The 23,907-nt window shown below is 63.2% G+C and carries 26 protein-coding genes and 1 tRNA gene; 9 read left to right on the forward strand and 18 right to left on the reverse strand.

Going from position 1 to position 23,907, the window contains the following annotated elements; all coding sequences use genetic code 11:
- Nucleotides 1-217: 217 nt before the first annotated feature.
- The 13 genes from rplL to tuf form a co-directional block, all read right to left on the reverse strand.
- A complete protein-coding gene (gene rplL / locus F8A10_RS09110) occupies nt 218-598 on the reverse strand; it encodes a 50S ribosomal protein L7/L12 (protein WP_010399001.1) in 381 nt (126 codons plus the stop codon).
- Between the two features lie 66 nt (nt 599-664).
- Nucleotides 665-1,180, reverse strand: a complete 516-nt coding sequence (gene rplJ / locus F8A10_RS09115) for a 50S ribosomal protein L10 (RefSeq protein WP_010398998.1) — start codon at nt 1,178-1,180, stop codon at nt 665-667.
- 243 nt (nt 1,181-1,423) lie between these two features.
- Entirely contained in the window at nt 1,424-2,122 is a 699-nt protein-coding gene (rplA, locus tag F8A10_RS09120) for a 50S ribosomal protein L1 (protein ID WP_010398994.1), read from the reverse strand.
- A gap of 3 nt (nt 2,123-2,125) precedes the next feature.
- Nucleotides 2,126-2,578, reverse strand: coding sequence for a 50S ribosomal protein L11 (gene rplK / locus F8A10_RS09125; RefSeq protein ID WP_010398993.1), 453 nt, complete (start codon nt 2,576-2,578; stop codon nt 2,126-2,128).
- Between the two features lie 84 nt (nt 2,579-2,662).
- Nucleotides 2,663-3,202 (reverse strand): transcription termination/antitermination protein NusG, encoded by a 540-nt coding sequence (gene nusG, locus F8A10_RS09130; RefSeq protein WP_010398990.1) that lies wholly within the window; start codon nt 3,200-3,202, stop codon nt 2,663-2,665.
- A gap of 195 nt (nt 3,203-3,397) precedes the next feature.
- Entirely contained in the window at nt 3,398-3,661 is a 264-nt protein-coding gene (secE, locus tag F8A10_RS09135) for a preprotein translocase subunit SecE (protein ID WP_010398988.1), read from the reverse strand.
- Nucleotides 3,662-3,804: 143 nt separating this feature from the next.
- Nucleotides 3,805-3,880, reverse strand: a tRNA-Trp gene (locus F8A10_RS09140).
- Between the two features lie 50 nt (nt 3,881-3,930).
- Nucleotides 3,931-5,772 (reverse strand): ABC transporter ATP-binding protein, encoded by a 1,842-nt coding sequence (locus tag F8A10_RS09145; RefSeq protein ID WP_152367366.1) that lies wholly within the window; start codon nt 5,770-5,772, stop codon nt 3,931-3,933.
- 73 nt (nt 5,773-5,845) lie between these two features.
- Complete coding sequence (locus F8A10_RS09150) at nt 5,846-6,346, reverse strand: LbetaH domain-containing protein (protein ID WP_193668117.1); 501 nt, start codon at nt 6,344-6,346, stop codon at nt 5,846-5,848.
- Between the two features lie 169 nt (nt 6,347-6,515).
- Nucleotides 6,516-6,929: a GFA family protein gene (locus tag F8A10_RS09155; RefSeq protein ID WP_010398982.1), complete on the reverse strand. Its 414-nt coding sequence runs from the start codon at nt 6,927-6,929 to the stop codon at nt 6,516-6,518.
- Entirely contained in the window at nt 6,926-7,318 is a 393-nt protein-coding gene (locus F8A10_RS09160) for a VOC family protein (protein ID WP_152367160.1), read from the reverse strand. Before F8A10_RS09160 ends, F8A10_RS09155 begins: the two co-directional genes overlap by 4 nt.
- A 51-nt stretch (nt 7,319-7,369) precedes the next feature.
- The gene (gene yghX / locus F8A10_RS09165) at nt 7,370-8,260 is read right to left on the reverse strand and encodes a YghX family hydrolase (protein ID WP_152367161.1); all 891 of its coding nucleotides are present in this window, start codon (nt 8,258-8,260) and stop codon (nt 7,370-7,372) included.
- Between the two features lie 196 nt (nt 8,261-8,456).
- The gene (gene tuf, locus F8A10_RS09170) at nt 8,457-9,632 is read right to left on the reverse strand and encodes an elongation factor Tu (protein WP_010401000.1); all 1,176 of its coding nucleotides are present in this window, start codon (nt 9,630-9,632) and stop codon (nt 8,457-8,459) included.
- 209 nt (nt 9,633-9,841) lie between these two features.
- On the opposite strand from tuf, the gene F8A10_RS09175 reads away from it, so the two are divergent.
- On the forward strand, nt 9,842-10,765 hold the full coding sequence (locus tag F8A10_RS09175; protein WP_152367162.1) for a DUF533 domain-containing protein: 924 nt from the start codon (nt 9,842-9,844) through the stop codon (nt 10,763-10,765).
- On the opposite strand, the gene dinB is transcribed toward F8A10_RS09175, so the two are convergent.
- The 3 genes from dinB to F8A10_RS09190 are packed head-to-tail and all read right to left on the reverse strand — an operon-like array spanning nt 10,756 to nt 14,314.
- Nucleotides 10,756-11,847, reverse strand: coding sequence for a DNA polymerase IV (gene dinB, locus F8A10_RS09180; RefSeq protein WP_152367163.1), 1,092 nt, complete (start codon nt 11,845-11,847; stop codon nt 10,756-10,758). The two genes, F8A10_RS09175 and dinB, sit on opposite strands and share 10 nt — an antisense overlap.
- Complete coding sequence (ygfZ, locus tag F8A10_RS09185) at nt 11,844-12,575, reverse strand: CAF17-like 4Fe-4S cluster assembly/insertion protein YgfZ (protein WP_010393812.1); 732 nt, start codon at nt 12,573-12,575, stop codon at nt 11,844-11,846. The genes dinB and ygfZ overlap by 4 nt, the downstream gene beginning before the upstream one ends.
- On the reverse strand, nt 12,575-14,314 hold the full coding sequence (locus F8A10_RS09190) for an ABC transporter ATP-binding protein (RefSeq protein ID WP_152367164.1): 1,740 nt from the start codon (nt 14,312-14,314) through the stop codon (nt 12,575-12,577). Before F8A10_RS09190 ends, ygfZ begins: the two co-directional genes overlap by 1 nt.
- Before the next feature lie 137 nt (nt 14,315-14,451).
- On the opposite strand from F8A10_RS09190, the gene F8A10_RS09195 reads away from it, so the two are divergent.
- From F8A10_RS09195 to F8A10_RS09230, 8 genes are all read left to right on the forward strand, one after another.
- On the forward strand, nt 14,452-15,624 hold the full coding sequence (locus tag F8A10_RS09195) for a pyridoxal-phosphate-dependent aminotransferase family protein (RefSeq protein WP_152367165.1): 1,173 nt from the start codon (nt 14,452-14,454) through the stop codon (nt 15,622-15,624).
- A 141-nt stretch (nt 15,625-15,765) separates the two neighbouring features.
- The gene (locus F8A10_RS09200; RefSeq protein ID WP_010393806.1) at nt 15,766-16,278 is read left to right on the forward strand and encodes a GNAT family N-acetyltransferase; all 513 of its coding nucleotides are present in this window, start codon (nt 15,766-15,768) and stop codon (nt 16,276-16,278) included.
- Nucleotides 16,279-16,401: 123 nt separating this feature from the next.
- Nucleotides 16,402-16,770 carry an NIPSNAP family protein gene (locus F8A10_RS09205; RefSeq protein ID WP_085501739.1) on the forward strand — a complete coding sequence of 123 codons (369 nt, stop codon included), beginning with the start codon at nt 16,402-16,404 and terminating at the stop codon, nt 16,768-16,770.
- 88 nt (nt 16,771-16,858) lie between these two features.
- Complete coding sequence (locus F8A10_RS09210) at nt 16,859-17,671, forward strand: aminoglycoside phosphotransferase family protein (RefSeq protein WP_010393801.1); 813 nt, start codon at nt 16,859-16,861, stop codon at nt 17,669-17,671.
- 90 nt (nt 17,672-17,761) lie between these two features.
- Nucleotides 17,762-18,793: a siderophore-interacting protein gene (locus F8A10_RS09215; RefSeq protein ID WP_152367166.1), complete on the forward strand. Its 1,032-nt coding sequence runs from the start codon at nt 17,762-17,764 to the stop codon at nt 18,791-18,793.
- 156 nt (nt 18,794-18,949) lie between these two features.
- Complete coding sequence (gene exbB, locus F8A10_RS09220) at nt 18,950-20,137, forward strand: tonB-system energizer ExbB (RefSeq protein ID WP_152367167.1); 1,188 nt, start codon at nt 18,950-18,952, stop codon at nt 20,135-20,137.
- 3 nt (nt 20,138-20,140) lie between these two features.
- Entirely contained in the window at nt 20,141-20,653 is a 513-nt protein-coding gene (gene exbD, locus F8A10_RS09225) for a TonB system transport protein ExbD (RefSeq protein WP_152367168.1), read from the forward strand.
- Entirely contained in the window at nt 20,650-21,504 is an 855-nt protein-coding gene (locus F8A10_RS09230; protein WP_152367169.1) for an energy transducer TonB family protein, read from the forward strand. The genes exbD and F8A10_RS09230 overlap by 4 nt, the downstream gene beginning before the upstream one ends.
- Here the strand turns inward: F8A10_RS09230 and F8A10_RS09235 are convergent.
- Both F8A10_RS09235 and F8A10_RS09240 read right to left on the reverse strand, forming a co-directional pair.
- Complete coding sequence (locus tag F8A10_RS09235) at nt 21,488-22,456, reverse strand: hydrogen peroxide-inducible genes activator (protein WP_152367170.1); 969 nt, start codon at nt 22,454-22,456, stop codon at nt 21,488-21,490. The genes F8A10_RS09230 and F8A10_RS09235 overlap by 17 nt on opposite strands.
- 55 nt (nt 22,457-22,511) lie before the next feature.
- Nucleotides 22,512-23,789, reverse strand: a complete 1,278-nt coding sequence (locus tag F8A10_RS09240) for a hemolysin family protein (RefSeq protein WP_152367171.1) — start codon at nt 23,787-23,789, stop codon at nt 22,512-22,514.
- Between the last annotated feature and the right edge of the window lie 118 nt (nt 23,790-23,907).

The following is a 23,907-nucleotide window of genomic DNA, read 5'->3' on the forward strand; positions in this document are numbered from 1 at the left end:
TTTCGCTTGCGCAGGCCGTCGGGGCCCGGACTGCACAAGGCGGCGAATGAGGGCGGGGTTCAATTCGTGCCGTGCGTCCCACCGCACGACTCCCGAACCCCGAACATGCCCTGAGGGAAGGTCTGTTGCGAAACCGCCCTTCAAGACAGGTTCGGCAGGGACCGGAAAACCCCGGACCCTGCCCGTTTTCTTGCAGTCAACTGGCCGCAAGGGCCAATTACTTCAGCTCGACCTTGGCACCAGCCGCTTCGAGCTTCTTCTTCATTTCTTCGGCGTCGGCTTTCGAGGCACCCTCTTTCACCTTGCCACCAGCTTCGACCAGGTCCTTGGCTTCTTTCAGGCCCAGACCGGTGATGCCGCGCACTTCTTTGATCACGTTGATCTTGTTGGCGCCGGCGTCGACCAGGACGACGTCGAATTCGGTTTTCTCTTCGGCAGCGCCGCCGGCGTCACCACCAGCAGCCGGGCCGGCAACCATGACAGCGCCGCCAGCAGCCGGCTCAATGCCGTATTCTTCTTTCAGGATGTTTTTCAGTTCCTGGGCTTCCAGCAGGGTCAGGCCCACGATTTCTTCGGCGAGTTTTTTCAGGTCAGCCATTTTTCCGTTCTTTCATTAAGTGTTCCAACGTCGGGGTTTCAACCCCACGACGGAATTGGGATTGCCTCAGGCGGCCTCGCGCTCTTCCAGAGTCTTGAGGATGCCCGCGATGTTGCTGGCAGGTGCGCCAATCGCGCCCGCGATGTTGGATGCCGGGGCACCGATGCAAGCCACGATCGAAGCGATAAGCTCCTCGCGCGACGGCATCTGGGCCACAGCCTTCACACCGGCCGGGTCAAGCGCCGTGTCACCCATGGCGCCGCCAAGAATCACGAACTTGTCGTTACCCTTGGCGAATTTGTCCGCGACCTTGGCAGCAGCCACCGGGTCCTCGGAAAAGGCGAGCACGGTCATACCCGTCAGATAGTCGGCGATGCTTGCGCAAGGCTTTCCATCCAGGGCGATCTTGGCGAGCCTGTTCTTGGCAACGCGGACGGACCCGCCAGCTTCGCGCATTTGCGCGCGCAGGTCCTGCATTTCGGCAACCGTCATTCCCTCGTAGCGGGCAACCACCACGACGCCAGAGGCTTCAAAGATCTGGCCGAGTTCCTCGACCACCTGTTCTTTTTGCGCTCTATCCACGGTTTCACTCCAAGTTGGGGGTTTCCCCCCGGCTCTCATTTTCCCAGCGCCGCAAGCGGCACCGGGGCGGGTCCGTGACGGTCCCAAGATCACCCGGGGCGGGGCCCGGAAAATGGTCTTGATCCCATCTCAGGAAGGACGATTAAGCCGGTTTCCCGGCACCCTCCGTCTCGGACAGGACGAGGCATCGCTGCCTCGCCATCCGCCGGCCCCCGTAAAGGACGCCGGCGAAATTCTTGCCGCTTATTCGGCGGCGGTCGAAGTCAGGTCCAGCGACACGCCCGGACCCATGGTCGAGCTGATCGAGACCTTCTTCACATAGGTGCCTTTCGCGCCCGAGGGCTTGGCCTTGTTCACCGCATCCACAAAGGCGCGGATGTTCTGGGCCAGCTTCTCGACTTCGAACGAGGCTTTGCCGACGCCAGCGTGGACAACGCCCGCTTTCTCGGCCTTGAATTGAACCTCACCACCTTTGGCAGCGTCGACAGCAGCTTTCACGTCCATCGTCACCGTGCCGACTTTGGGGTTCGGCATCAGGTTGCGCGGGCCAAGGATTTTGCCAAGACGGCCAACCAGCGGCATCATGTCCGGAGTGGCGATGCAGCGGTCGAACTCGATCTTGCCCGACTGGATGGTTTCCATCAGGTCCTCAGCGCCAACGATATCGGCACCAGCGGCGCGGGCTTCGTCAGCCTTGGGGCCACGAGCAAAGACGGCAACGCGCACGTCCTTGCCGGTGCCGTTCGGCAGGGTGACGACACCACGAACCATCTGGTCGGCGTGGCGCGGGTCAACGCCCAGATTCATCGCGATCTCGACGGTTTCGTCAAATTTCGCGGTGGCGTTGTCCTTGACCAGCTTGACAGCTTCCTCGACCGAAAGGTTCGATTTGCCATCAAAGGCGGCGCGGGCAGCGGCTTGCTTTTTCGAAAGTTTAGCCATGGCTCAGCCTTTCACCTCGATGCCGATCGAACGCGCCGAGCCCAGGATGATTTGCATCGCGGCCTCGACGTCGTTGGCGGACAGGTCCTTCATCTTCGCTTCGGCGATCTCGCGGATCTGCTTGACAGTCACGGTGCCAGCGACCTGACGACCGGGCTTTTCCGAGCCCTTGGCGCGGTTGCGCTTGCCCTGCGGCTTAAGACCGGCAGCCTTCTTGAGCAGGAACGACGCAGGCGGCGTCTTGGTCTCGAAGGTAAAGGATTTATCGGCGTAGTAGGTGATCACGACCGGAACAGGGATGCCCTGCTCCATCTCCTGCGTGCGGGCGTTGAACGCCTTGCAGAATTCCATGATGTTGATGCCGCGCTGACCCAGAGCCGGGCCGACGGGCGGGGACGGGTTCGCCTGACCCGCCTTGATTTGCAGCTTTAGGCTGCCGACAACTTTCTTGGCCATCTGGCCCTCTCCTTATCATCACGCCCCGCCCGGTATGAGCTTTGGGGCCGACTTAGCGGTGCGGCTCACGCCTCCCGCAGATGATCACGCGGTTTTGGCGACCTGCGTGAATTCCAGTTCGACCGGGGTGGGACGGCCAAAGATCGAAACGGTCACTTTGACACGATTCGCGACCTCGTCCACTTCCTCGACCATGCCCGAGAAGCCTTCGAACGGCCCGTCGGTCACATTCACTTTTTCACCCACGTCAAAGCGGATCAGGTTACGCGGCGCGACTTCGGCTCCGCCCTCGCCCGTGCGATTCAAGATCGCATTCACCTCGTCGTCGCGCATGGGCATCGGCTTGCCGTGCGCGCCAAGGAAACCGGTGACGCGGTTGATCGAGTTGACCAGATGATAGGTCTGATCCGTCAGCTCCATCCGCACCAGAACATAGCCGGGCATGAAACGGCGCTCGGAGGTGACTTTCTTGCCCCGGCGAATCTCGATCACTTCCTCGGTCGGGACCAGCACTTCTTCGATCTGGTCCTGCAAACCCTTTTCAGTCACCGCCTGACGAATCGCCTCGGCGACCTTCTTTTCAAAGTTTGACAGGACGCTGACCGAATACCAACGCTTTGCCATGTCTCGATCGACCCCTGTTTCCTTCCGGGCGGACCAAGGCCAACCCATTGAATTCCTTTACCGCCCCGGCCGGACTGGGCGCAAATCATGCTAGCGCCGGCCAAATCGAAATCGGCGCGCACGACCGAATCGATGCACGCCGCGTTAAGGGCAGGTCGGGCGGACATACCGCCCCCTGCCGCTCAATGCAAGCCCTCAGCTACCGATCAGGTTGATGACGCTCGACAGACCAGTCTTGATCAACAGATCCACGAGGAAGAAAAACACCGACGCCAACGTCGCCATGATGAAAACCATGATCGTGGTCGTCACCACCTCGCGGCGGGTGGGCCAGGCGATCTTGCCAAGCTCGCTGCGGACCTGGCTGATGAACTGGACGGGGTTGGCCATGGATTTCCCTTCGGTCTTGCAGCGGGTCAGATAGCCTGTGCCGAGCCGCTTTTCAAGCGCCGGTTTCATACCCCATCTCCGGCTGCGACCGGATGTCCCTGACAGCTTGGCCAGCCGCGCAGGCTGACGGGTACGAATCAGCACAAGGCATAGCCTTGCCCACTATCCGGCACTGTCTTTGATTGCTGCGGTGCCTGTCCAGTCAAGGTGACTGGCAGGGGCAGAGGGACTCGAACCCCCGACCCTCGGTTTTGGAGACCGATGCTCTACCAACTGAGCTATACCCCTAGGCCGCGCTGCTGATTACGGCAGCTGCAAGGCCGGTTCAAGAGGTAAGATCACTCTGCCTCAAGAAACCCGCCCGATTGCCGCGCCCAAAGCCCCGCATAGATGCCGCCATGTGCCAGCAGCTCCTCATGAGTGCCCTGCTCGACGATGCGGCCCCGCTCCATCACCACCAGCCGGTCCATACGGGCAATGGTGGAAAGCCGGTGCGCAATCGCGATCACGGTCTTGCCCTGCATCAGCATGTCGAGCTGCGACTGAATCGCCGCCTCTACCTCGCTGTCCAGCGCCGAAGTCGCCTCGTCCAGAACCAGAATCGGCGCATCCTTCAAAAGCACCCGCGCGATAGCGACCCGCTGGCGCTGACCGCCGGACAGTTTGACCCCGCGTTCACCCACATGCGCCTCCAGCCCCCGCCTGCCCTGCGAATCGGTCAGGCTGAAGATAAAGTCCGCCTCGGCGAGTTCGATAGCACGCCGGATCTCGGCCTCAGAAGCATCGGGGCGACCATACGAGATGTTGTCACGGATCGACCGGTGCAAAAGCGAGGTGTCCTGCGTGACCACCCCGATGGCGGCGCGCAGTGATTCCTGCGTCACCTGCGAGACGTCCTGACCATCGATCAGGATACGCCCCGTCTCAAGATCGTGGAAACGCAGCAGCAGGTTCACCAGCGTCGATTTCCCCGCCCCCGAGCGACCGACCAGGCCAATACGCTCACCCGGCGCGATGGTCAGGCTAAGATCATCAAGCACCGCGCCGCGACCCTGGCTGGCCTGTTCGCCATAGCGGAAGGTGACCTTGCTGAATTCGACCTGTCCTTCGGGCACAGAAAGCGGCCGGGCGCCCCTGGCGTCCGTCACCATGCGTGGCAGCGACAAAGAGCCGATCCCGTCGCGAACCGTACCGATGTTTTCGAACAGCATCGCGAACTCCCACATGATCCAGTGCGACATATTGCCAAGCCGCAGCGCCAGCGGGATAGCAACCGCCACCGCGCCGACGTCGATCTTGCCATGCGTCCACAGCCACAGCCCCAGCGCCGTGACCGCAAAGGTCAGCAGAGAGTTCAGGGTCGAGATCAGGATGTTCTGGATCGAGGCCAGCCGCATCTGCACATGAACCGTGCCGAGAAAGCCGTCCATGCTTTCGCGAACGTAAGCCTCTTCCCGCGATGAATGCGAGAACAGCTTGACGGTCGAGATGTTGGTGTAGCTGTCCACCACCCGGCCGGTCATCACCGCGCGGGCATCGGCCTGCGCCTCGCTGATCCGGCCGATGCGCGGAATCAGCCACCACAGCAGCAGACCGTAAAGTACGGCCCAGGCGACAAAGGGCAGCGCCAGCCAGCCGTCGGTCGATGCCGCCAGCACCAGCGCACCGATGAAATAGACGCAGACATAGGTCAGCACGTCCATGAACTTCATCGCCACTTCGCGCACAGCCAGCGCGGTCTGCATCAGCTTGGTGGCAATGCGGCCGGCAAACTCATCCTGAAAATAGCTCATCGACTGGCGCAGCAGATAGCGATGCGCCTGCCAGCGGATGCGCTGGGGAAAGTTGCCCATCAGCGTCTGGTGCATCAACAGCGAAAACAGCACCTGCAGCACCGGCAGACCGATCACCAGCAGCACGCCCATCAGGATCAGGCGACTGCCCTCGGTCGACCAAAAGTTCTGGCGGTCTGCCTCGGCCAGCAGGTTCACCAGTTCGCCCATATAGCCAAAAAGGATCACCTCGGCGATCGCGATCAGTGCCGAACAGGCCGCCATGGCCAGCATGAAGCCTTTGGCACCGCGCGAAAAATGCAGGATGAACCGCCACAAACCCTGCGGCGGCATCTGCGGCGGATCAGCCGGATAGGGATCAAGCCGGCGCTCGAACCAGCCAAACATCTTGAACCTCATTCTCATTGGTCCGGGCCGCGGCCCGGTTCGTTCCGTCAAACCGCCTCAGGCGGCCAGTCTTTCAAGCGCCGCGACATCGGCGCGCGCCAATGCGGCGGTGGCACGCGCAATCCGCGCCAATGATGACACCGCTACCGATCCGGGCACCGGGCAGAATGGTAGCACCGTCGCCGATCCAGACATCATGGCCGATCACCGTATCAGGCAGGCCGCTGATCTGGTCGATGTAATCGCCCACCCGTGCGTGATCAAAGATCGCAAAGGGATAGGTCGATACGCCGGCCATCGGATGGTTGGCCGGGGCGGTGATGATCCGCACCCGGTCGGCAATCTGGCAAAACCGCCCGATGACCAGCCGCTCGGGCGCGCCCGCACAGGTATAAGGTGCCAACCGCACCGCCCAGTCATCTGGCGGCTCAAAGCTGCTGGCATAGGTGAAATCGCCGATCTCGATATTCGGATGGTCGATCACCTGGTTCAGATACACCAGACCCCGGCTCACAGAACCGTCTGGAAAGCGCATAGGGTGGGGCAAAGCCGCCTCAAGGAAGTCAGCAGTCATGGGAATCCTCGTCAATCCGTCCGTGAAAGGTCAGATGTGCGAGCTGTCCATGACACCGTTCTCCTCTGTTGCGGCTGCTACTTTAGACGGATTTTCCGGGTGAGGCAACGTGATTGACAGCGCCCTTTCCGGCAACCGAATTCCCCGCCCTGCCAGGGAGGGACGAAAGTCAAAGATGCCGCGTTTCCGGCGCGGGGTCCCACCACGCATCATGCGCACCGTCGGCATAAAAGACCGGCGCCGCGATCAGCTCAGCCTCGGACAGATCGTCAAGGGCGTTGATGCACACCATGCGGAACTGCCCGCCAATCTCGGCAATGTTACCCTCGGTCCATAGCCGAGTGCCGCAGCGCGAGCAAAATAGGTGGTGCATATCCGCCCCATCCTGCTGACGGCGCGGGGTCTCGGCCAGGGCATCAGCGCCTTGCAAGACACGGAACCGTTCGGGATCGGGCAGACGCATCTCCCAGTAGCGCATCTTGCGGCAAAAGCTGCAATTGCAGCGCATGGTGCCCTGGGACAGATCTCCCTCGGCCTCAAACCGGACCGCGCCGCAGAAACAAGAGCCATGATACAGGGTCATGCGGGCGCTCCGTGATGGACGGCCTCGATATTGTTTCCGTCGGGGTCAAGAATAAAGGCTCCGCAATAGCTGGCGTGATATTCCGGCCGTAGCCCCGGCGCGCCATTATCGCGTCCACCTGCGGCCAGCGCGGCCGCGTGAAATGCGTCCACCATCGCGCGGTCAGAGGCGGCAAAGGCGATATGCACCCCCGTCGGCACCGACCGGCCGGTGCCGATCCGGAAAAAGGGGTTACCATCGCGGCCATAGCCCAGATGGGCACCATGACCGCCGGTCATTTCCTCGGTCACCTCCATCATCAGCTTAATGCCCAAAGGTGCCAGCGCCCGGTCGTAAAAGGCGCGCGGGCGGGCCAGATCCGAGACGGGAAATCCAATATGATCAATCATGCGAAATCTCCTTTCCCGGCCAGAATGGACCCGGACTGCTGACAGACCGTGTCAGGAGAGCTTTTCGCCGAAAAACTCCAGTGTCCGCTGCCAGGCAAGCTCGGCCGCCTGTTTGTCATAGCGCGGCGTGGTGTCGTTATGAAAACCGTGCTGGGTACCGGGATAGAAATGGGCCTGATATTCCTTGCCATGCTTTTTCAGCGCGGCCTCATAATCGGGCCAGCCGGCGTTCACCCGCTCATCATTCTCGGCGTAATGCAGCAGCAGCGGGGCGCGGATCTGCGGCACCTCTTCGGGCCGGGGCTGGCGGCCATAGAAGGGGACCGAGGCGGCAAGATCGGCGTAAGCTACCGCCAGCGCATTGCAGACCCCGCCACCATAGCAAAAGCCCACCGCGCCCACCTTGCCGGTCGAGTCGGCGTGGTCGCGCAGGAATTCATAGGCGGCAAAGAAATCCTCCATCAGCCTGGCCGGATCCATGCTGGTCTGCATCTCGCGGCCCTGATCATCATTCCCGGGATACCCGCCCCGAGAGCTGAGCCCGTCAGGACCAAAGGCCAGATAGCCCGCCTTGCCCAGACGGCGCACCACATCCGCGATATAGGGATTCAGGCCACGGTTCTCATGTACCACCAGCACGGCGGACAGGCTGCCCTGCGCCTCGGCAGGGCGGGCCATCAGCCCGCTGATGCGCCCATGACCCTGCGGGCTGTCGTAACTCACAGTCTCGGTCCGGATGGCGGGGTCGTCGGGCGGAACCTGCTGGGCCAGCGCATAGTTTGGGCGCAGCGCCTCAAAGATCGCGGCAGCGCTCATCCCGGCGGTGGCGAATTGCGCTGCCTGTACCATGAAATCGCGCTTGGTGATTCGGCCGTGCACGTAGCCGTCAAAAATCTCAAGAATGCGGGGGTGAAAATCCGCAGCCTTCCTGCGTTCGGTCATGATCGTACCCTCCTCTGAGGGGGAAAGGCTAACATGACACAGCCTTACTGACGCGAAAAACTCGCGTGAGCCGGTAAAGCCCGGGGCGTCCAAAAGAAAAAAGGCCACCCCTTTCGGAGCGGCCTTCCTGTCGCGATATCCGTTGAAAGATCAGCCGACGCCTGTGGCGCGCGGGGGCATTACGCCCCCACGACGCTTATTTAATGATTTTGGAGACGACGCCTGCGCCGACGGTGCGGCCGCCTTCACGGATGGCGAAGCGCAGCTTCTCTTCCATCGCGATCGGAGCGATCAGCTCAACCGTGAACTTCAGGTTGTCGCCAGGCATAACCATCTCGGTGCCTTCCGGCAGCTTCACCGTACCGGTCACGTCAGTGGTCCGGAAGTAGAACTGCGGACGGTAGTTCGCAAAGAACGGAGTGTGACGACCGCCCTCTTCCTTGGTCAGGATGTAGGCCTCGGCTTCAAACTCGGTGTGCGGGGTAACCGAACCCGGTTTCGCCAGAACCTGACCACGCTCAACGCCGTCACGCTCAACACCGCGCAGCAGAGCGCCGATGTTGTCGCCAGCCTCACCGCGATCCAGAAGCTTGCGGAACATCTCGACGCCGGTGCAGGTCGTCTTCTTGGTCGGACGGATCCCGATGATCTCAAGCTCGTCGCCGACGTTCACCGCGCCACGCTCAACACGGCCGGTCACAACCGTACCACGGCCCGAGATCGAGAACACGTCTTCGATCGGCATCAGGAACGGCAGGTCAACCGCACGCTCGGGCGTCGGGATGTACTCGTCAACGGCCTTGATCAGTTCCCGGATCGAGTTCTCGCCGATCTCGGCGTCGCGGCCTTCCAGAGCAGCCAGAGCCGAGCCCTTGATGATCGGAATGTCGTCGCCGGGGTAGTCGTAGGACGACAGAAGCTCACGAACCTCCATCTCGACCAGTTCCAGCAGCTCGGGATCGTCAACCTGGTCAACCTTGTTCAGGTAAACGACCATGTAGGGGATGCCAACCTGACGGCCCAGCAGGATGTGTTCACGTGTCTGAGGCATCGGGCCGTCAGCAGCGTTCACAACCAGGATCGCGCCGTCCATCTGCGCAGCGCCCGTGATCATGTTCTTGACATAGTCAGCGTGGCCGGGGCAGTCGACGTGCGCATAGTGGCGCGTATCGGACTCGTACTCAACGTGCGCCGTCGAGATCGTGATACCCCGAGCACGCTCTTCAGGGGCCCCGTCAATCTGATCGTAGGCCTTGAATTCACCGTAGTACTTGGTGATCGCTGCCGTCAGAGTCGTCTTGCCGTGGTCAACGTGACCAATCGTACCAATGTTGACGTGCGGTTTCGTACGTTCAAACTTTGCCTTTGCCATCCTGGCCTCCTATCGGGGGGGCCACCCGCGCGACAGCCCCCGTCGTGAAACATCCGCCGCGACTTATAATCCGGCCGGGGAAAAATCAAGGGCGCCCGACCCGGCGACATAAGCATGAAACGCGGGAACCTCTGCCCGGCAAAGACGTTGGAATCCGGCAGACAAGGCTGCCCGGCCCGGCGGCCGCGCAACGCTTTCGGAGGAATGCTATGAGCCTGATGAAATCCCTCGCCCGCGTCGCGGCTGGCGTCATGCTGGCCAAAGGGATCGGAACCATGATGAAGAACGCCCAGAACCGGCCTCAAAGCGGCGGCGGGCGTAGCTCGGGCGGCCTGCTGGACGAGCTTTTTGGCAACAACACCGGTGGGGCGGGCAGCCGCAGCACCGGCTCGGGCGGGCTTGGCGATATGCTGGGTCAGGTGCTGGGCGGTCGTACAGGCAGCGGCTCGGCCTATGGTGGCCCGAATTCCCCCCGCTCGGCCGGGACAGCACAGGGCGGGCTGGGTGGCCTGCTTGACCAGCTGGCCGGGCCGCGTGGCCGTTCGGGCGGCTCTGGCGGCCTGGGCGGCGTCCTTGGCGGCGCGGCGGCTGGCGGCCTTGGCGGTATTCTGGGTGATCTTCTGGGCGGTCGCGGCGGCGCGCAGGCTCAGGCCCCGCAGGGCAGCACCGGCGGGCTGGCGCAAAAGGGTGCACAACCCCAGAACGATGCCAGCTTTGGCGAGCTCTTCAACGAGGCGCTTGCGACCGGTGATGAGCCCTCGACCGCGCCCACGCCCGAACAGAACGCTTTGGCCGGCCTGATGCTCAGGGCGATGATCCAGGCGGCAAAATCGGACGGAGAGATCGACGAGCAGGAAAAAGCCAAGCTGATGTCGGAATTCGGCGAGCTGGACGACGAAGAACGCGCCTTTATCCGCGAACAGATGGCAGCCCCCGTCAATGCGGCGGCGCTGGCCCGCGAAGTGCCCGAGGACTTTGGCCCCCAAATCTATCTGATGTCACTGATGGCGATCGAATTCGACAATCGGAAAGAGGCCGAATACCTGCACGAGCTTGCCCAGAACCTTGGGCTAGACAAGGAAACGGTGAACGACATCCATCAAAAGGTCGGCGTGACCAGTCTTTACGCCTGATCAAAAAGACCAAGCTGGCGCGGCGGCTCATCCTGCCGCGCCTCATCGAGTCCGGACAGGGTGATCCCCAACAGCCTGACCCCGTGCGGGTCGGCAAAAACCGGCCCCAGCAGGTCGCGGGCCATGCCCAGCATCTCATCCCGGCTTTCTACCGGACGCGGCAGCGAACGCGCACGGGTGATCTGGCGGAAATCGCCGTATTTCACCTTCAGCGTCACCGTCCGCCCCACGCGCCCGGCATTCGTGGCATGCCTCCAGACCTTGTCGGCCAGCACCTCCAGCGCCTCATGGGCTGCCGGAAGGTTGCGCAGATCTTCGAAATAGGTGTTCTCGGCCCCGATGCTTTTGCGGATACGGTTCGGCTTGACCTCGCGCGTGTCTATGCCACGGGCAATATTCCAGTAATAGGTGCCCGATTTGCCAAAACGCGCCGTCAGGAACTCAAGGGTCTGCCGTGCCAGATCGGCGCCGGTCAGAATACCATGCGACTCCATCCGCGCCGCTGTCGCCGGACCGATGCCGTGAAAGCGACCGATGGGCAGGCCATGGACAAACTCGGGTCCAGCCTCAGGCGGGATTACGAACAGCCCGTCCGGTTTGCGCTGGTCCGAGGCCAGCTTGGCGAGAAACTTGTTATAGCTGACCCCGGCCGAGGCGGTCAGCCCTGTCGCCTCGCGGATACGTGCGCGGATCTCTTGCGCGATGCGCGTCGCGGTGCGGCCGTGCAGATAATCGGTGAGATCCAGATAAGCCTCATCCAGCGACAAGGGTTCGACAAGCGGGGTGTATTCGAAAAAGATGTCGCGCACCTGCTGGCTGACCGCGCGATAGACGTCAAAGCGCGGCTTTACAAAGACCAGGTCGGGACACAGCCGCATCGCCCGCATCGAGGGCATGGCCGAGCGCACGCCAAAGCGGCGCGCTTCATAGCTCGCCGCCGCCACCACGCCACGGCGGATGCCGCCAACGGCGACCGGGCGCCCGCGCAGCTCGGAATTGTCGCGCTGTTCGACCGAGGCGTAAAACGCATCCATATCCACATGGACGATGCGGCGCACACGCTCCTCGGTCGGGGCGGTCATGGCAGAATGCGGGCGGCCCCCGCCGTCAACCCCTCGCCCATGCGGTCAAAGCGCATATAGGCGATAGCCCGGTTGCCGGATTGGGTGTAAAGCGTGCCCGCCTCGCGCCCGTCCGCCATCAGGATGGGCGTCCCGACAGGGGCCGCGCCCTCGATGCCGACGGTGACAAGCCCCTTGCGCAGCTCGGTCTTGTGCTTCATCCGCGCCGTGACCTCTTGCCCGACATAGCAGCCTTTGCGGAAATCGACGCCATGCAGGCGCTCGAACCCGGCTTCAAGGATAAAGGTCTCGTTCGGGATCAGCTCGATCAGGCTTTCGGGGATGCAATGTCCGACCCGGATCGCATCCCAATCAATCCCGTCGTCAGCCGCCCGCTCACCGCCCGAGCCGCCGTAAAGACGCCAGCCCAGCGCCTCATGCCGCGGATCGGCTATGGCAGCGTCAGGCATATCGCCGATACCGCGCGTGACGGTCAGTTCGGTCGGCTCAACCGTGACACGTGAACGCAGCTTGTACAGCGACAGCCGCCGGATCAGATCATCAGCCAGCCGCGCGTCGACATCAATCAGCAGCCGCGCGCCATCCGGGACGATCAGAAAATCGGCCAGATACTTGCCCTGCGGCGTCAGCAGCGCCGCCCAGCAAGGCACGTCCCCGACCTTGTTGGTCACAAGGCCTTGCAGGAACTCGACCCGATCCTCGCCCGAAACCGCCAGAATGCGCCGCATCATTGATCTCCGAATTGCAACCTGACCAGGGCAGCATAGGCACCGCCCTTTGCCATTAGCTGGTCATGGTTGCCCTCTTCGACAACCCGGCCTGCCTCGATCACCACGATCTTGTCGGCCTGGCGCACGGTCGAAAGCCTGTGCGCGATGACCAAGGTGGTGCGCCCGGCCGAAAGCTCGTCCAGCGCCTGCTGGACCAGCCGCTCGCTTTGCGCATCAAGCGCCGAGGTCGCCTCGTCAAGCAGCAGGATCGGCGCATCGCGCAGAACGGCACGCGCAATCGCCACGCGCTGGCGCTGCCCCCCCGACAGGGCCGAGCCACGCGGCCCCGCCGGCGTGTCGAGCCCAAGGGGCAGGTTATCGGTGAAATCCGCAACATGGGCAGCGACAGTCGCCCGGCGCAGCGCCTTGTCATCCTGCGGATGGCCAAGCAGGATGTTTTCGCGCAGCGTCTCGTCAAACAGCGCGGCCTCTTGGCTGACGGTCGAGAACTGATCGCGCAGCACGCCCAGATCGAATTCGCGCAAAGGCACCCCACCCAGGGTGATCTCGCCCGCTTCGGGATCAATCAACCGGGTCAGCAGGTTGAAGACCGTGGATTTTCCAGCGCCCGAAGGCCCCACCAGCGCCGTCGTCTGACCAGACTCGGCGGTAAAACTCAGCCCGTTCAGGACCGGATGGCCGGAATAAGCCAGCCGCACATCATGAAAGCGGATGGTGGTGTCGGGTGGCGGCTCGCGGCGCGGTCCGCATGCAATCCCGGGCTGCATATCAAGCACGGAATAGATGCGCTCAAGACTTGCGGCTGCGATCTGCCATGTGCCGGTCAGGTTGCCCAGACGCCGCAGAGGCTGAAAGGCCAGCGCCATGGCGGTGAAAAAGGACATGAAGTCCCCGACCGTGCGTTCGCCCCGCGTCACCTCGGCCCCGCCCAGGGCAAGGACGCCGATAAAGCCCAGCCCGGTGACGACATCGACCAGCGCCGGCACAGTGGCGCCGATACCTGACATCTTGATCTCGGCCTTGCGGATGCGGCTGACGATCTGGCTGAATCGGTCGGCCTGATAATCCTCCATCCGGTTCAGTTTGACGGCGTTGATACCGTGCAAGACCTCATCAAGCCGGGTGGCGCGCTGGCTGGCATTAACGCGGTTTTGCCGCATCTTGCGGCGGATATATCGCTGGACCAGCACGGTGGGCAGGATCAGCAGCGGCGCACCGACCAGCGCCGCCATGGTCCACCAGGGATCGACCGCCACCGCAACCCCGAACAGCGACAACAGCGAGACCATGTCCCTCCCCGCGCCCGAGATGAATGTGGACCACACACCCTGCACGGCGATGGAATCGCCCTGCACCCGCTCGATCAGCGCGCCGGGCGGGTTCTCCTGGAAAAAGCTGCTGTCCAACGTCATGATATGGCGCAGCAAATCCGTCTGCATACTGGTCGAAACCGCCAGCGAGACCGATGTCATCAGGCTACGGTTGATGACAAAGGTCGAGGCGCGGATCAGGAACAGCGAAAAGATCACGCCACCGACCCACCAGATCGCATCGGTGTCGCCACCGACAAAAACCCGGTCGAACAGCGGCTTCAGCATCCAGCTAAGCAGGCCCAGCGTCGAGCCCTCGACAATCAGAAAAACCAGCGCCAGCAGGATGCGCGCCCAATAGGGGTGCAGATAGTCGCGCCACATACGGGCGAACAGATTGGCCGTTCTGTTAAGTCTGTCCGCCATCGCATCCCCGGAATTCGGTTCGACCCCAAGGGATAAGCCGCAAGACGTCCGGGGGCAAGGCGCTCGGGTCAGACGCGCCCCGTTGACCTTGCGCAGGGGCCGGCCTACCGATTGCATGTCATACGAAAGGCATTCCCATGAGCTTTGCCCAGGGCCGCGCCGTCCTTGCTATTCCCGGCCCCTCTCCTGTCCCGGATCGCGTGCTGCGGGCCATGCACCGCCCCTCGCCCGATATCTATGGCCCGGACCTCGCGGCCGAGAACCGCACCCTGATCGCGGGGCTGAAACGGCTGGCCGGGACCTCGGCCCATGTCGCGCCCTATATCGGCAACGGCCATGCCGGGTGGGAGGCCGCGAATGTCAACATGCTCGACCGGGGCGAGCGGGCGCTGGCACTGATCTCGGGCCATTTCGGACGCAGCTGGGCAGCCTCGGCCCGCGCAATGGGGATCGAGGTCGAAGAGCTTGATTTCGACCTTGCGCCCCCCGATCCCCAGCGGCTGGCCGAGCGGCTGGCGCAGGACCGTGAGGGGCAGATCCGTGCGGTTCTGGTCTGTCAGGTCGATACCGCCAGCTCGGCCCGCGCCGATATCCCTGCCCTGCGCGCCGCAATGGGCGACCACCCTGCCTTTCTGGCTGTCGACGCCATCGCCTCACTCGGCTGCGAGCCGATGCTGATGGACGAATGGGGCGTGGATTTGCTGGTATCGGCCAGCCAAAAAGGGCTGATGGTGCCGCCGGGCCTGACCTTCGTTTGGTTCTCGGAACGGCTCAAGGCGCGCAAACCCAGCAGCCTTGCCACCCCCTATTGGAACTGGACCCCCCGCGCCGAGGCAGAAGAACTGTGGCAATTCTGGGGTGGCACCCCGCCCGTACAGCTGGTCTTTGGTCTGAACGAGGCGCTGCGCATCCTGCTTGACGAAGAAACCCTGCCCGCCGCATGGGCCCGGCATGAAGGGTTGGCCCGGGCCTGCTGGGCGGCACTGGACCGCTGGGGCGCGGACAATCCGGGGATCGGGGCAATGATCTCTGATCCAGCCGGCCGCGCCCGCTCGGTCACTGCCGCGCGGGTGACACAGGCCAGCGCCCTGCGCGACTGGACGGCTGGCAAGGCAGGGGTGACGCTGGGTGTCGGCCTTGGTGCGCCCGACCCCGGTCACGCGCTGCGCATCGCCCATATGGGTCACGCCAATGCCCATCAGCTTCTGGGCGTTCTGGCAGTAATCGAGGCCGGAATGACCGCGCTGAACATCCCTCATGGGTCTGGCGCGCTTGACGCCGCCACAGCCGAGGTCGCCCGCCTCGCATGAATGTTTGGGGGCCCGACGGCGGCCGACACCTTATCGCCTCAGTGGCGCATGGCAGACGGCGGTCATCTGGCAAGGGGCGCAGCCCCAGTTACCGTTTGTTCGCAATCACGCCCCGCGTCACACAACGTTGGAAATTGACAAATGAAGCTCCGCACAGCGCAACCAACTGACGCGCCGGCCCTTGCCGCCATTTCTATCGAGGTTTGGGTGGGGACCTATCTCCGGAAAGGTGTAAGCGCATTCTTTGCTGAATATGCGCTGAACGAGTTCACAACAGCCAAGTTTGCAGCCTTGCTCGGCAACTCCGGCGAGCATGTGATCGTTTCGGAAAATGAAGACGGCATTGATGGCTTCATCCGCCTCACTCAACGTGAGAACGTGCCTTTTTCAGCCTGTTCAAACACAGAGATATCGACCCTCTACGTGCAGCCGCGCCACCATGGCAGAGGCATCGGGAACGCTCTGCTTGAACAAGGGCTGATCTGCGCGGGCAGTCTAGGCAGCCCGTCAGTGTGGCTGACCGCTAATTCCGAAAACGCCCCGGCGATAGCTTTTTATTTGAAGCACGGCTTTGAAAAAATCGGCACCACGCATTTCCGCATCCGAGAGCAAGCATATCTGAACGATGTATTCACACGCATGGTCTCTGCATAGATGCACGACCACCCGCAATGAGCGCCTTGCATCAGCGATGGCAGGTCTCTGCTGGGTGAAAGAAGGCAGTCATTGCGCAGATGGTGCGTTTTCGGATAACTGCCGGGACAAAAGGAGAACGCCATGCCCCGCCTTATCGAAATATTGCTTTACAAGCTTAAGCCCGGCACAGGGGGTGAATTCTTTGATATCATGCATAACATCAGTGTCCCGCTTCACCGGCAGAATGGGATTGATGTGATCTGGCACGGGCAATCCATGCATGATCCCGACGGATATGGATTGATCCGGGGCTTTGCAGATATGGCGGAACTGGATGAGGCGCAGTCGGCATTTTATGCCGGTGACGCGTGGAAAACAGGTCCGCGCGAGGCGATCATCTCTCGCATCGAAACAGCGACAAAGATCATTATTCCGATGAATGCCGATGCTGTGAGGGGACTGCGTGAACAAGGATACCACGCCGTCACAGCCGCCCGCCATGGGTTCTGAACGTCAGGAAAGAACTATTGCGTTACAGCTCACCCCTCTGCCGTTGTTCACATAGCCTCCGCCCCCACATCGGCTTATAAAGAACGCCATGTTCAGGCCTTACTTACATCGCTGGGGTCTGCTAGCCGATGGTGAGCCGGTCATCACGGCGACCGCCCGTCTGCTTCCGGTTTTGCGGCAGGAAATGCCTGCGATGCTGAAACTCTCTTCGCAGCCGGATCAGCAGCGCGGAGCGGCCCTGATGGATTGGTGGGCAGGCGACGGCGCGGCCAAGGTCCTGGCCCGGGATGATCACGCCATACTGATGGAGCGGGCGACCGGCACGCGGTCATTGGCCGATATGGCGCGCACGGGCGGGGACGATAGCGCCTGCCGCATTCTTTGTGCGACGGCTAAGCGGCTGCATCGTCAGCGTTCCGGCAAGTTACCCGATCTGGTCCCTCTGGACCGCTGGTTCCATGACCTTGAAGCAGGTGCTGTAAACCATGGGGGCATTCTGGTCCAAAGCCTGCAGACAGCGCGGGACCTGCTTGCCGACCAAAGAGAGCAGACCGTCCTGCACGGTGATCTTCACCACGATAACGTCCTGGACTTCGGTGAACGCGGCTGGCGCGCGACAGATCCGCATGGGCTTATCGGTGAGCGTGGCTTTGACTATGCCAATATTTTCACCAATCCCGATCTAAGCGACCCAACGCACCCGGTTGCGACCCAGCCGGGGCGCTTTCAGCAAAGGCTTAGCGTGGTGGTCGAGGCATCGGGCCTGGAACGCCGCCGCTTGTTGCAATGGATTCTCGCATGGACGGGGCTGTCGGCGGCCTGGTTCCTGCAAGATAAAGATCCGCTGGCAAAGGTGGATCTGACGATTGCGGCGATGGCAGCATCCGAACTTGCCCGGTAAGCCTGGACGAGGAATGGCTGTTGTGAACCCGCAGCGCCGATAATCTAAAGGCCGTTTGGGTCGGAAATCCGTGACAGGCGACGACGAGACATGCGCATTACTCCTCTGCCCGAATTCCAGTCCGAAGCGCTGCTGCCCGGTCAGGCCTTCGCGCCGGTTGAGCAACTGATCCGCGACAAGGCGCGGGCGCAGGGGCTGGATCTGCACATCGGGCATGGCCGCTCGATCTGGTGCCAGGTCGATGAGGGAGAGTTCGGCGCAAAAAAGCGCGGCGACGGCGTTCTGGTCTTTGCCCGCGCCCATCGGGCCGAGTGGCTGGGCGCGATGCAGCGAGAAATCTCAGAGTATCTTGCCAGTCACCTGCCCAGGGCGGCCCTGCGCTGGCCCTCGGACAAGGATATTGGCACATTTCCGGGCAACTTCAGCCTTACCGAGGTCAGCGCAATTACGCCTCTATGCCCCGATTTCCTGCGTGTGCGGCTGACGGCCCCGGATCTGCATCGCCTCGCCGGAACCGATTCGATCCATTTCCGGCTGGTACTGCCCCCGGCCGGGGACCTGTCCCCGGAATGGCCCCGAATCGGCGCGAACGGTCAGATTATCTGGCCCAAGGGCAGCAAGGCGCTGCACCGTCCGGTTTATACAGTGCGCCATATCGACCCCGATGCTGGCTGGCTCGACCTCGATATCTTTGACCACACTGGCGGACGCACGGCCGAATGGGCGCGCCACGCCCTGCCCGGTCAGCACATCGGCCTGCTTGGCCCAAGCGGCGGCGGTATCCCCAAGCAGCGGCACCTGCTTCTTGCCGGGGATGAAACCGCCTATCCCGCCCTTGCCCGCATCCTTGAATCGCAGGCGGACCATGCAAAGGGGCAGGTCTGGCTGCTTGGGAAATGCGCCGATTATCCCCTGCCCAGACCCCGGGGCTTTGACCTCATCCATCTGCCGGAAGGTGCTGCGGCGCTTTGCGCACAGCTAAGAAAGAGCCCGCCCGCGCCTGACAGCTATGCGTGGATGGCCGCCGAGAAATCGGGCGTCACCGCCATCCGCACCCTGCTGCATGAAGAATTGGGCCATGACAAGGGCCTTACCCGCCTTGCCGCCTATTGGTCCGCCTGACCGGTGACAGGTCGCCCGGAATAGTTGACAATTTTACCTTGGTGATTGATACGGTCCCCGGACCGCGGCCAATGGGCCTGATGGCACAGCTCTTGGTGCCTGCCTCGCCCCAGCCAGATGCGGACGGATCAAATGCCGGAACGACTAAGGATCGCCATGACTCATCTTCCGCTGCCGCGCCTCCGAGCGGGGACCGCCCTCGCGCTGACCTGCCTGTTGATGGCTGCCCCCCTTTCGGCACAGGAAAGCCCCTCCGGCGCCCAACCTGCACCTGAACCCGCCGCCCAGCCGGAAACGGCAGCACCTGCGCCGCAGAATGCCGCATCGGAAACCGCTCCGGCGCAGACAACCGCGCAACAGGACAGCGCGTCACAGCCCGCCACCGCTGCGACAACCACCGAGGCACCCGCCGCTGCGCCACAACAGACCGCACCGGCAGCCATTGCCCCGGCCCCGGCCGAAAACGCGCCGGCGGCCACTGTCCCGGCTGAAACACAGCCCACCGAACCAGCCGCAACTGCGGTGACTCCGGTGGCCGAATCCGCCACCGCACCCGAAACGGCTGCGCCCGCAGGTTCCGGCATCCTGCCGCAATCGGTTCAGGACGCGCTGGCTCCGGTCCTGAACCCGCCCGCCCGCGACCCGAACCTGCCCCACGACCTTTCGCCCATGGGCATGTTCCTTGCCGCCGATTGGGTGGTGAAGGGCGTGATGATCGGTCTGGCTTTCGCCTCGATCGTGACCTGGACCGTGCTGGTCGCCAAGATGCTGGAGCTTTTGGGCGCAATGCGCCGGGCCCAATCCGGCATCCGCCGCATCGAGGGTGCGGCCAGCCTTACGGCGGCACAATCCGCCGTTGGTAACCGCCGCGATCCGGTGTCGCAGATGATCCGCGCGGCTGCGGTGGAATACGACCGCTCTGCCGCTGCACTGGATCAGGCGGGCGACACCGGCCTGAAAGAACGCGTCGATTCCTACCTTGAACGGATCGAGGCCATCGCCAGCCGTCGCATGAGCCGGGGCACTGGTGTTTTGGCGACCATTGGCTCGACTGCGCCCTTCGTCGGGCTGTTCGGGACCGTCTGGGGCATCATGAACAGCTTTATCGGCATTTCGAGGGCACAGACCACCAACCTCGCCGTCGTCGCCCCCGGTATCGCCGAGGCGCTGCTGGCAACAGCCATCGGCCTTGTCGCGGCAATTCCGGCAGTGGTGATCTATAACGTCTTTGCCCGCGCCATCACCGGTTATCGCCTGCGGCTTGGCAATGCCGGCGCTGGTGTCCGGCGCCTTCTCAGCCGCGATCTTGATTTTCGCGGCACCACCTCACGCACGGAGGTCTGAGCCATGGCCGGCGGCATCCGCGAATCTCAAGGCGACGACCTGGTCGAAAATCACGAGATCAACGTTACGCCCTTCATCGACGTGATGCTGGTGCTGCTGATCATCTTCATGGTGGCAGCCCCCTTGGCCACGGTTGATGTGAACGTGGATCTGCCGGTTTCGAACGCGACCCCGGCGCAGCGCCCGGACCTGCCGGTCTATGTCACCGTCAAACCCGACCTGACGCTGTCGATCGGCAACGATGATGTCCCGGCCGGAGGACTGGCCGCCGCGCTGGCCGAGGCGACCAAGAACAACCGGGAAGAACGCATCTTTCTGCGCGCGGACAGGGACGTCTCTTACGGGGACCTGATGGGGGTGATGAATACCCTGCGCGAGACGGGCTATCTGAAAATCGCATTGGTCGGGCTTGAGGCGGCACCAATTGCCGTTGAGGCCGCTGCCGATGCCCCAGCGGGCGCGCCAGCGGCTGCCCCTGCCCCAGCAACCGCGGCCAGTGGAACGAGCCAGCCATGAGCCTGAAACCCTCATCCCTGATGATGCGCGAAGGCGTGCTTTGGGGCAGCGCCGCGGTGATGGTGCTGGCTGCCCATCTGGGCGGCGCGCTATGGATCCTGCACCGCGCCGAGGCGGCCACCCCACCCGGCCTGCCCGAACCGGTGTTTGTCGACCTGGCCCCGATGCCCGAAGCGGCCGCCCCCCCGGACGAAGCCGAGATAACCGAAACCGCCGAAGCAGAACCGGAACCCGAGCCGGAACCCGAGCCAGAACCGGAACCGGAACCGGAAATGCCCATGCTGCCCATGCAGCAGCTTGAGCCGATGGCAGACATGAACTCGCTGTTTCCGCCGCCGCCGGATGCGGTCGTGCTGCAGAAATCCCCCCGTCCGCCCGAACGGCCCGAGCGTGAAAAGCCGGAGCCCGAACCCGAGCCCAAGGTCGTCAAGCGCGAACCCGAGCAAAGAAAGCGCGAACCCAAGGAAAAAGCCCCCGAGCCGCAACAGGCCCGCACGGCTGCGACACAGGTGCGGGCACCGCAGGGCCAGCGCACCGCCGCCCCGCAAGCCGGGGCAAGCGCCCCCAGCGCAAAGCAGGTCGCAAGCTGGCAGTCCAAGGTTCAGACCGCCGTCGCCCGTCACATGCAGCGTGCCAGCTTTTCCAGCCGCGGCCGGGGCAGCATCACCATCACCGTTCGCTTTACCGTCGACCCCAGCGGTCGGGTGGCGGGGGCGGCACTGGCAAGCTCGACCGGAGATGCGGGAATCGATTCGGTGCTGAACCGTCAGGCTTCACGTATGCCGCGCCTGCCCGCGCCGCCTTCGGGCAAGACCACCTCGCTGGTGCTGCCGGTCAAGATCGTGCACTGATCCTGATCTGATCACCGGCAGCCGCTCCGGGCGGCCCGATGGGCTCGACCCCCAGCACCGGCGCAATGCCGCGCACTGCTGCGGCAAGGGCGCGGGCATCGGTTTCTGTCTCGGCGTTATGCCGCCAGACCACAGCCAGATCACGTGAGGGGGCAGGCTCGGCAAAAGGCACGATGCGCAGCCCGCCATCGCGGTTCTCATCCTTAAGCGCCAGACGCGGGATCAGCGTCATACCCATGCCGCTTGCCACCATCCGCATCAGCGTCGCCATCGAGGCCGCCTCAAGATTCAGCTTGCGGCGCGGACTGCGCAACCCGCAAACCTCCAGCGCCTGATCGCGCAGGCAATGGCCATCGGCCAGCAATAGCAGCCGCTCGGCCTCGATATTGTCAGGACGGGCCGGACCCGACAGGATGGTGGTATCATTGCCCGACAGCGCAATCAGAAAGGCGTCGCGCAAGACCGCCTCGGCCTCGATCCCCGCCTCACTGACCGGCAGGGCCATGATCCCCGCATCAAAGCGCCGCCTCTGCACGCCCGAGATCAGATCGTCGGTCACAACCTCATGCAGCTCCAGATCCAGACCGGGGTGACTGATCCGCAAGGCCGGAATCAGATGCGGGATCAGATAGGGCGCAACCGTCGGAATGATCGCGAGCCGCAGCCGGCCAGACAGGGGCGAAGGCCCGGTTCGCGCCAGCGCATCCAGCCGCCTGGCAGTGTCGATCAACTCTTCGGCCACGGGCAAAAGCCGCTCACCCAAGGCCGTCAGCCGAACGGGCCCCGCCCCTGCCCCACGCTCAAACAGCGTACCGCCCAGACGCGATTCAAGCTGGGCGATCTGGCTTGACAGGCCCGGCTGCGAAACATGGACGGTTTCGGCGGCGCGACCGAAATTGCCCAGCCGGGCAACCGCGAGGAAATAGGTGATCTGGCGCAGGGTAAAATTCATGGCCCAAGGTTACCCGCCCCAGCGAAAGTCACAAGGCGCCGTGCAGCTGGTCCGCTCAGGCAGGCAGCCGGTGAACCAGCAGCTTGTCGATGCGCCGGCCGTCCATATCGACGACCTCGATCTGCCAACCCTGCCAGATCACGCGGTCCCCGGCTTGCGGCAGGCGGCCCGCCAGATCCAGAACCAGACCAGCCACGGTCGAATAATCGTGATCCTCATCCAGAGGCACCGACAGACGATCCGCAAATTCATCGACCGGCATCCAGCCCGCGACCAGCAAACTACCGTCATCCCGCTCGACCAGTTTTGGCTCATCATCCGAAAAGCCCGCGAACTCACCGGTAATCGCCTCAAGCACGTCCATCGGCGCGACGACGCCTTCGAAATGGCCGTATTCATCATAGACCAGCAGCATCTGACCCGGTGCGGCGCGCAGCCGGGCGATAACCTCGGGGGCATCCATCGTTTCCGGGATAATCGGAGCAGGCTGCATCACCTCGCGCAGATCAACCGCCTCGGCCCGGCTCTGCGACATCAGGTCGACGCTGGCGATGACACCGATCAGGTTGTTCGGGTCGCCGTCGCTGACCGGCAGACGGGTACGGCGGCTGTCGCGGAACTTGCGCGCCATTTCTTCCCAGCTGTCTGAAAGGTCGATCGCCTCGATCTCGCGCCGGGGGGTCATCAGCCCGCGCGCGCTGCGGTCGGCAATACGCATGACGCCTGCAATCATCTCGGTTTCGGCCCGGTGGATGACGCCCGCCGTCTCGGCCTCCGAGATGACCAGCTTGATCTCTTCGTCGCTGATGGTCTGGCGGTCCTCACTCGACTGCCCCAGTGCCGCAAGCAGCAGCTTGCCCGAACGATCAAGCAGCCAGACAAGCGGCGCCGCCCCGCGTGAGATCGCCTGCATCAACGGAGCCACCCGCGCCGCGACCCGTTCGGGCGATTTCAGCGCCAATTGTTTTGGCACCAGCTCGCCGACAATCAGCGACAGATAGGTGATCGCCACGACCACACCGCCCATGCCCAAAGGCTGTGCCAGCGAAGGAGGCACCCCCAGACCCGGCAGCGCCGCGGCAAGCCGCGCACCCAGGGTCGCGCCGGAAAAGGCCCCCGACAACACACCAACCAGCGTGATGCCGATCTGGACCGAGGACAGAAAACGACCCGGGTCCTCGGCCAGTGCAAGCGCGGTGCCCGCCCCCCGGTCGCCACGCTCGGCCAAGACCTTCAGCCGCGCAGGGCGGGCAGAGACAATCGCCAGCTCGGACATGGCCAGCAACCCGTTAAGCAGGGTCAGGACAAGAACGACTAGGATTTCGATCCACATCTAGGGAGCTCGCTGGGGGAGGGGCAAAGCCGGAAGGCTGGTCGGATGCAGCATGCTGCACCTGTCGGAAGGGTCGTCGATCATGCGCTTGTCGGCGGTTGGCTCCGGCTGTGTCGCC

Origin of the sequence: Paracoccus kondratievae, assembly GCF_009301415.1 — a bacterium.
Lineage (GTDB): Bacteria > Pseudomonadota > Alphaproteobacteria > Rhodobacterales > Rhodobacteraceae > Paracoccus > Paracoccus kondratievae.

Bases quoted from the DNA above. Each gene is read 5' to 3' on its own strand.
- secE (WP_010398988.1), bottom strand. From the start codon at position 3,661: ATGAAACCGGCGCTTGAAAAGCGGCTCGGCACAGGCTATCTGACCCGC.
- rplL (WP_010399001.1), bottom strand. From the start codon at position 598: ATGGCTGACCTGAAAAAACTCGCCGAAGAAATCGTGGGCCTGACCCTG.
- F8A10_RS09195 (WP_152367165.1), top strand. From the start codon at position 14,452: ATGAGCTTTGCCCAGGGCCGCGCCGTCCTTGCTATTCCCGGCCCCTCT.
- F8A10_RS09235 (WP_152367170.1), bottom strand. From the start codon at position 22,456: ATGAATTTTACCCTGCGCCAGATCACCTATTTCCTCGCGGTTGCCCGG.
- F8A10_RS09150 (WP_193668117.1), bottom strand. From the start codon at position 6,346: ATGACTGCTGACTTCCTTGAGGCGGCTTTGCCCCACCCTATGCGCTTT.
- F8A10_RS09230 (WP_152367169.1), top strand. From the start codon at position 20,650: ATGAGCCTGAAACCCTCATCCCTGATGATGCGCGAAGGCGTGCTTTGG.
- F8A10_RS09205 (WP_085501739.1), top strand. From the start codon at position 16,402: ATGCCCCGCCTTATCGAAATATTGCTTTACAAGCTTAAGCCCGGCACA.
- exbD (WP_152367168.1), top strand. From the start codon at position 20,141: ATGGCCGGCGGCATCCGCGAATCTCAAGGCGACGACCTGGTCGAAAAT.
- F8A10_RS09160 (WP_152367160.1), bottom strand. From the start codon at position 7,318: ATGATTGATCATATTGGATTTCCCGTCTCGGATCTGGCCCGCCCGCGC.
- tuf (WP_010401000.1), bottom strand. From the start codon at position 9,632: ATGGCAAAGGCAAAGTTTGAACGTACGAAACCGCACGTCAACATTGGT.
- F8A10_RS09190 (WP_152367164.1), bottom strand. From the start codon at position 14,314: ATGGCGGACAGACTTAACAGAACGGCCAATCTGTTCGCCCGTATGTGG.
- dinB (WP_152367163.1), bottom strand. From the start codon at position 11,847: ATGACCGCCCCGACCGAGGAGCGTGTGCGCCGCATCGTCCATGTGGAT.
- F8A10_RS09155 (WP_010398982.1), bottom strand. From the start codon at position 6,929: ATGACCCTGTATCATGGCTCTTGTTTCTGCGGCGCGGTCCGGTTTGAG.
- F8A10_RS09240 (WP_152367171.1), bottom strand. From the start codon at position 23,789: ATGTGGATCGAAATCCTAGTCGTTCTTGTCCTGACCCTGCTTAACGGG.
- F8A10_RS09210 (WP_010393801.1), top strand. From the start codon at position 16,859: ATGTTCAGGCCTTACTTACATCGCTGGGGTCTGCTAGCCGATGGTGAG.
- F8A10_RS09215 (WP_152367166.1), top strand. From the start codon at position 17,762: ATGCGCATTACTCCTCTGCCCGAATTCCAGTCCGAAGCGCTGCTGCCC.
- F8A10_RS09145 (WP_152367366.1), bottom strand. From the start codon at position 5,772: ATGTTTGGCTGGTTCGAGCGCCGGCTTGATCCCTATCCGGCTGATCCG.
- yghX (WP_152367161.1), bottom strand. From the start codon at position 8,260: ATGACCGAACGCAGGAAGGCTGCGGATTTTCACCCCCGCATTCTTGAG.
- rplK (WP_010398993.1), bottom strand. From the start codon at position 2,578: ATGGCCAAGAAAGTTGTCGGCAGCCTAAAGCTGCAAATCAAGGCGGGT.
- exbB (WP_152367167.1), top strand. From the start codon at position 18,950: ATGACTCATCTTCCGCTGCCGCGCCTCCGAGCGGGGACCGCCCTCGCG.
- rplA (WP_010398994.1), bottom strand. From the start codon at position 2,122: ATGGCTAAACTTTCGAAAAAGCAAGCCGCTGCCCGCGCCGCCTTTGAT.
- F8A10_RS09175 (WP_152367162.1), top strand. From the start codon at position 9,842: ATGAGCCTGATGAAATCCCTCGCCCGCGTCGCGGCTGGCGTCATGCTG.
- ygfZ (WP_010393812.1), bottom strand. From the start codon at position 12,575: ATGCGGCGCATTCTGGCGGTTTCGGGCGAGGATCGGGTCGAGTTCCTG.
- nusG (WP_010398990.1), bottom strand. From the start codon at position 3,202: ATGGCAAAGCGTTGGTATTCGGTCAGCGTCCTGTCAAACTTTGAAAAG.
- F8A10_RS09200 (WP_010393806.1), top strand. From the start codon at position 15,766: ATGAAGCTCCGCACAGCGCAACCAACTGACGCGCCGGCCCTTGCCGCC.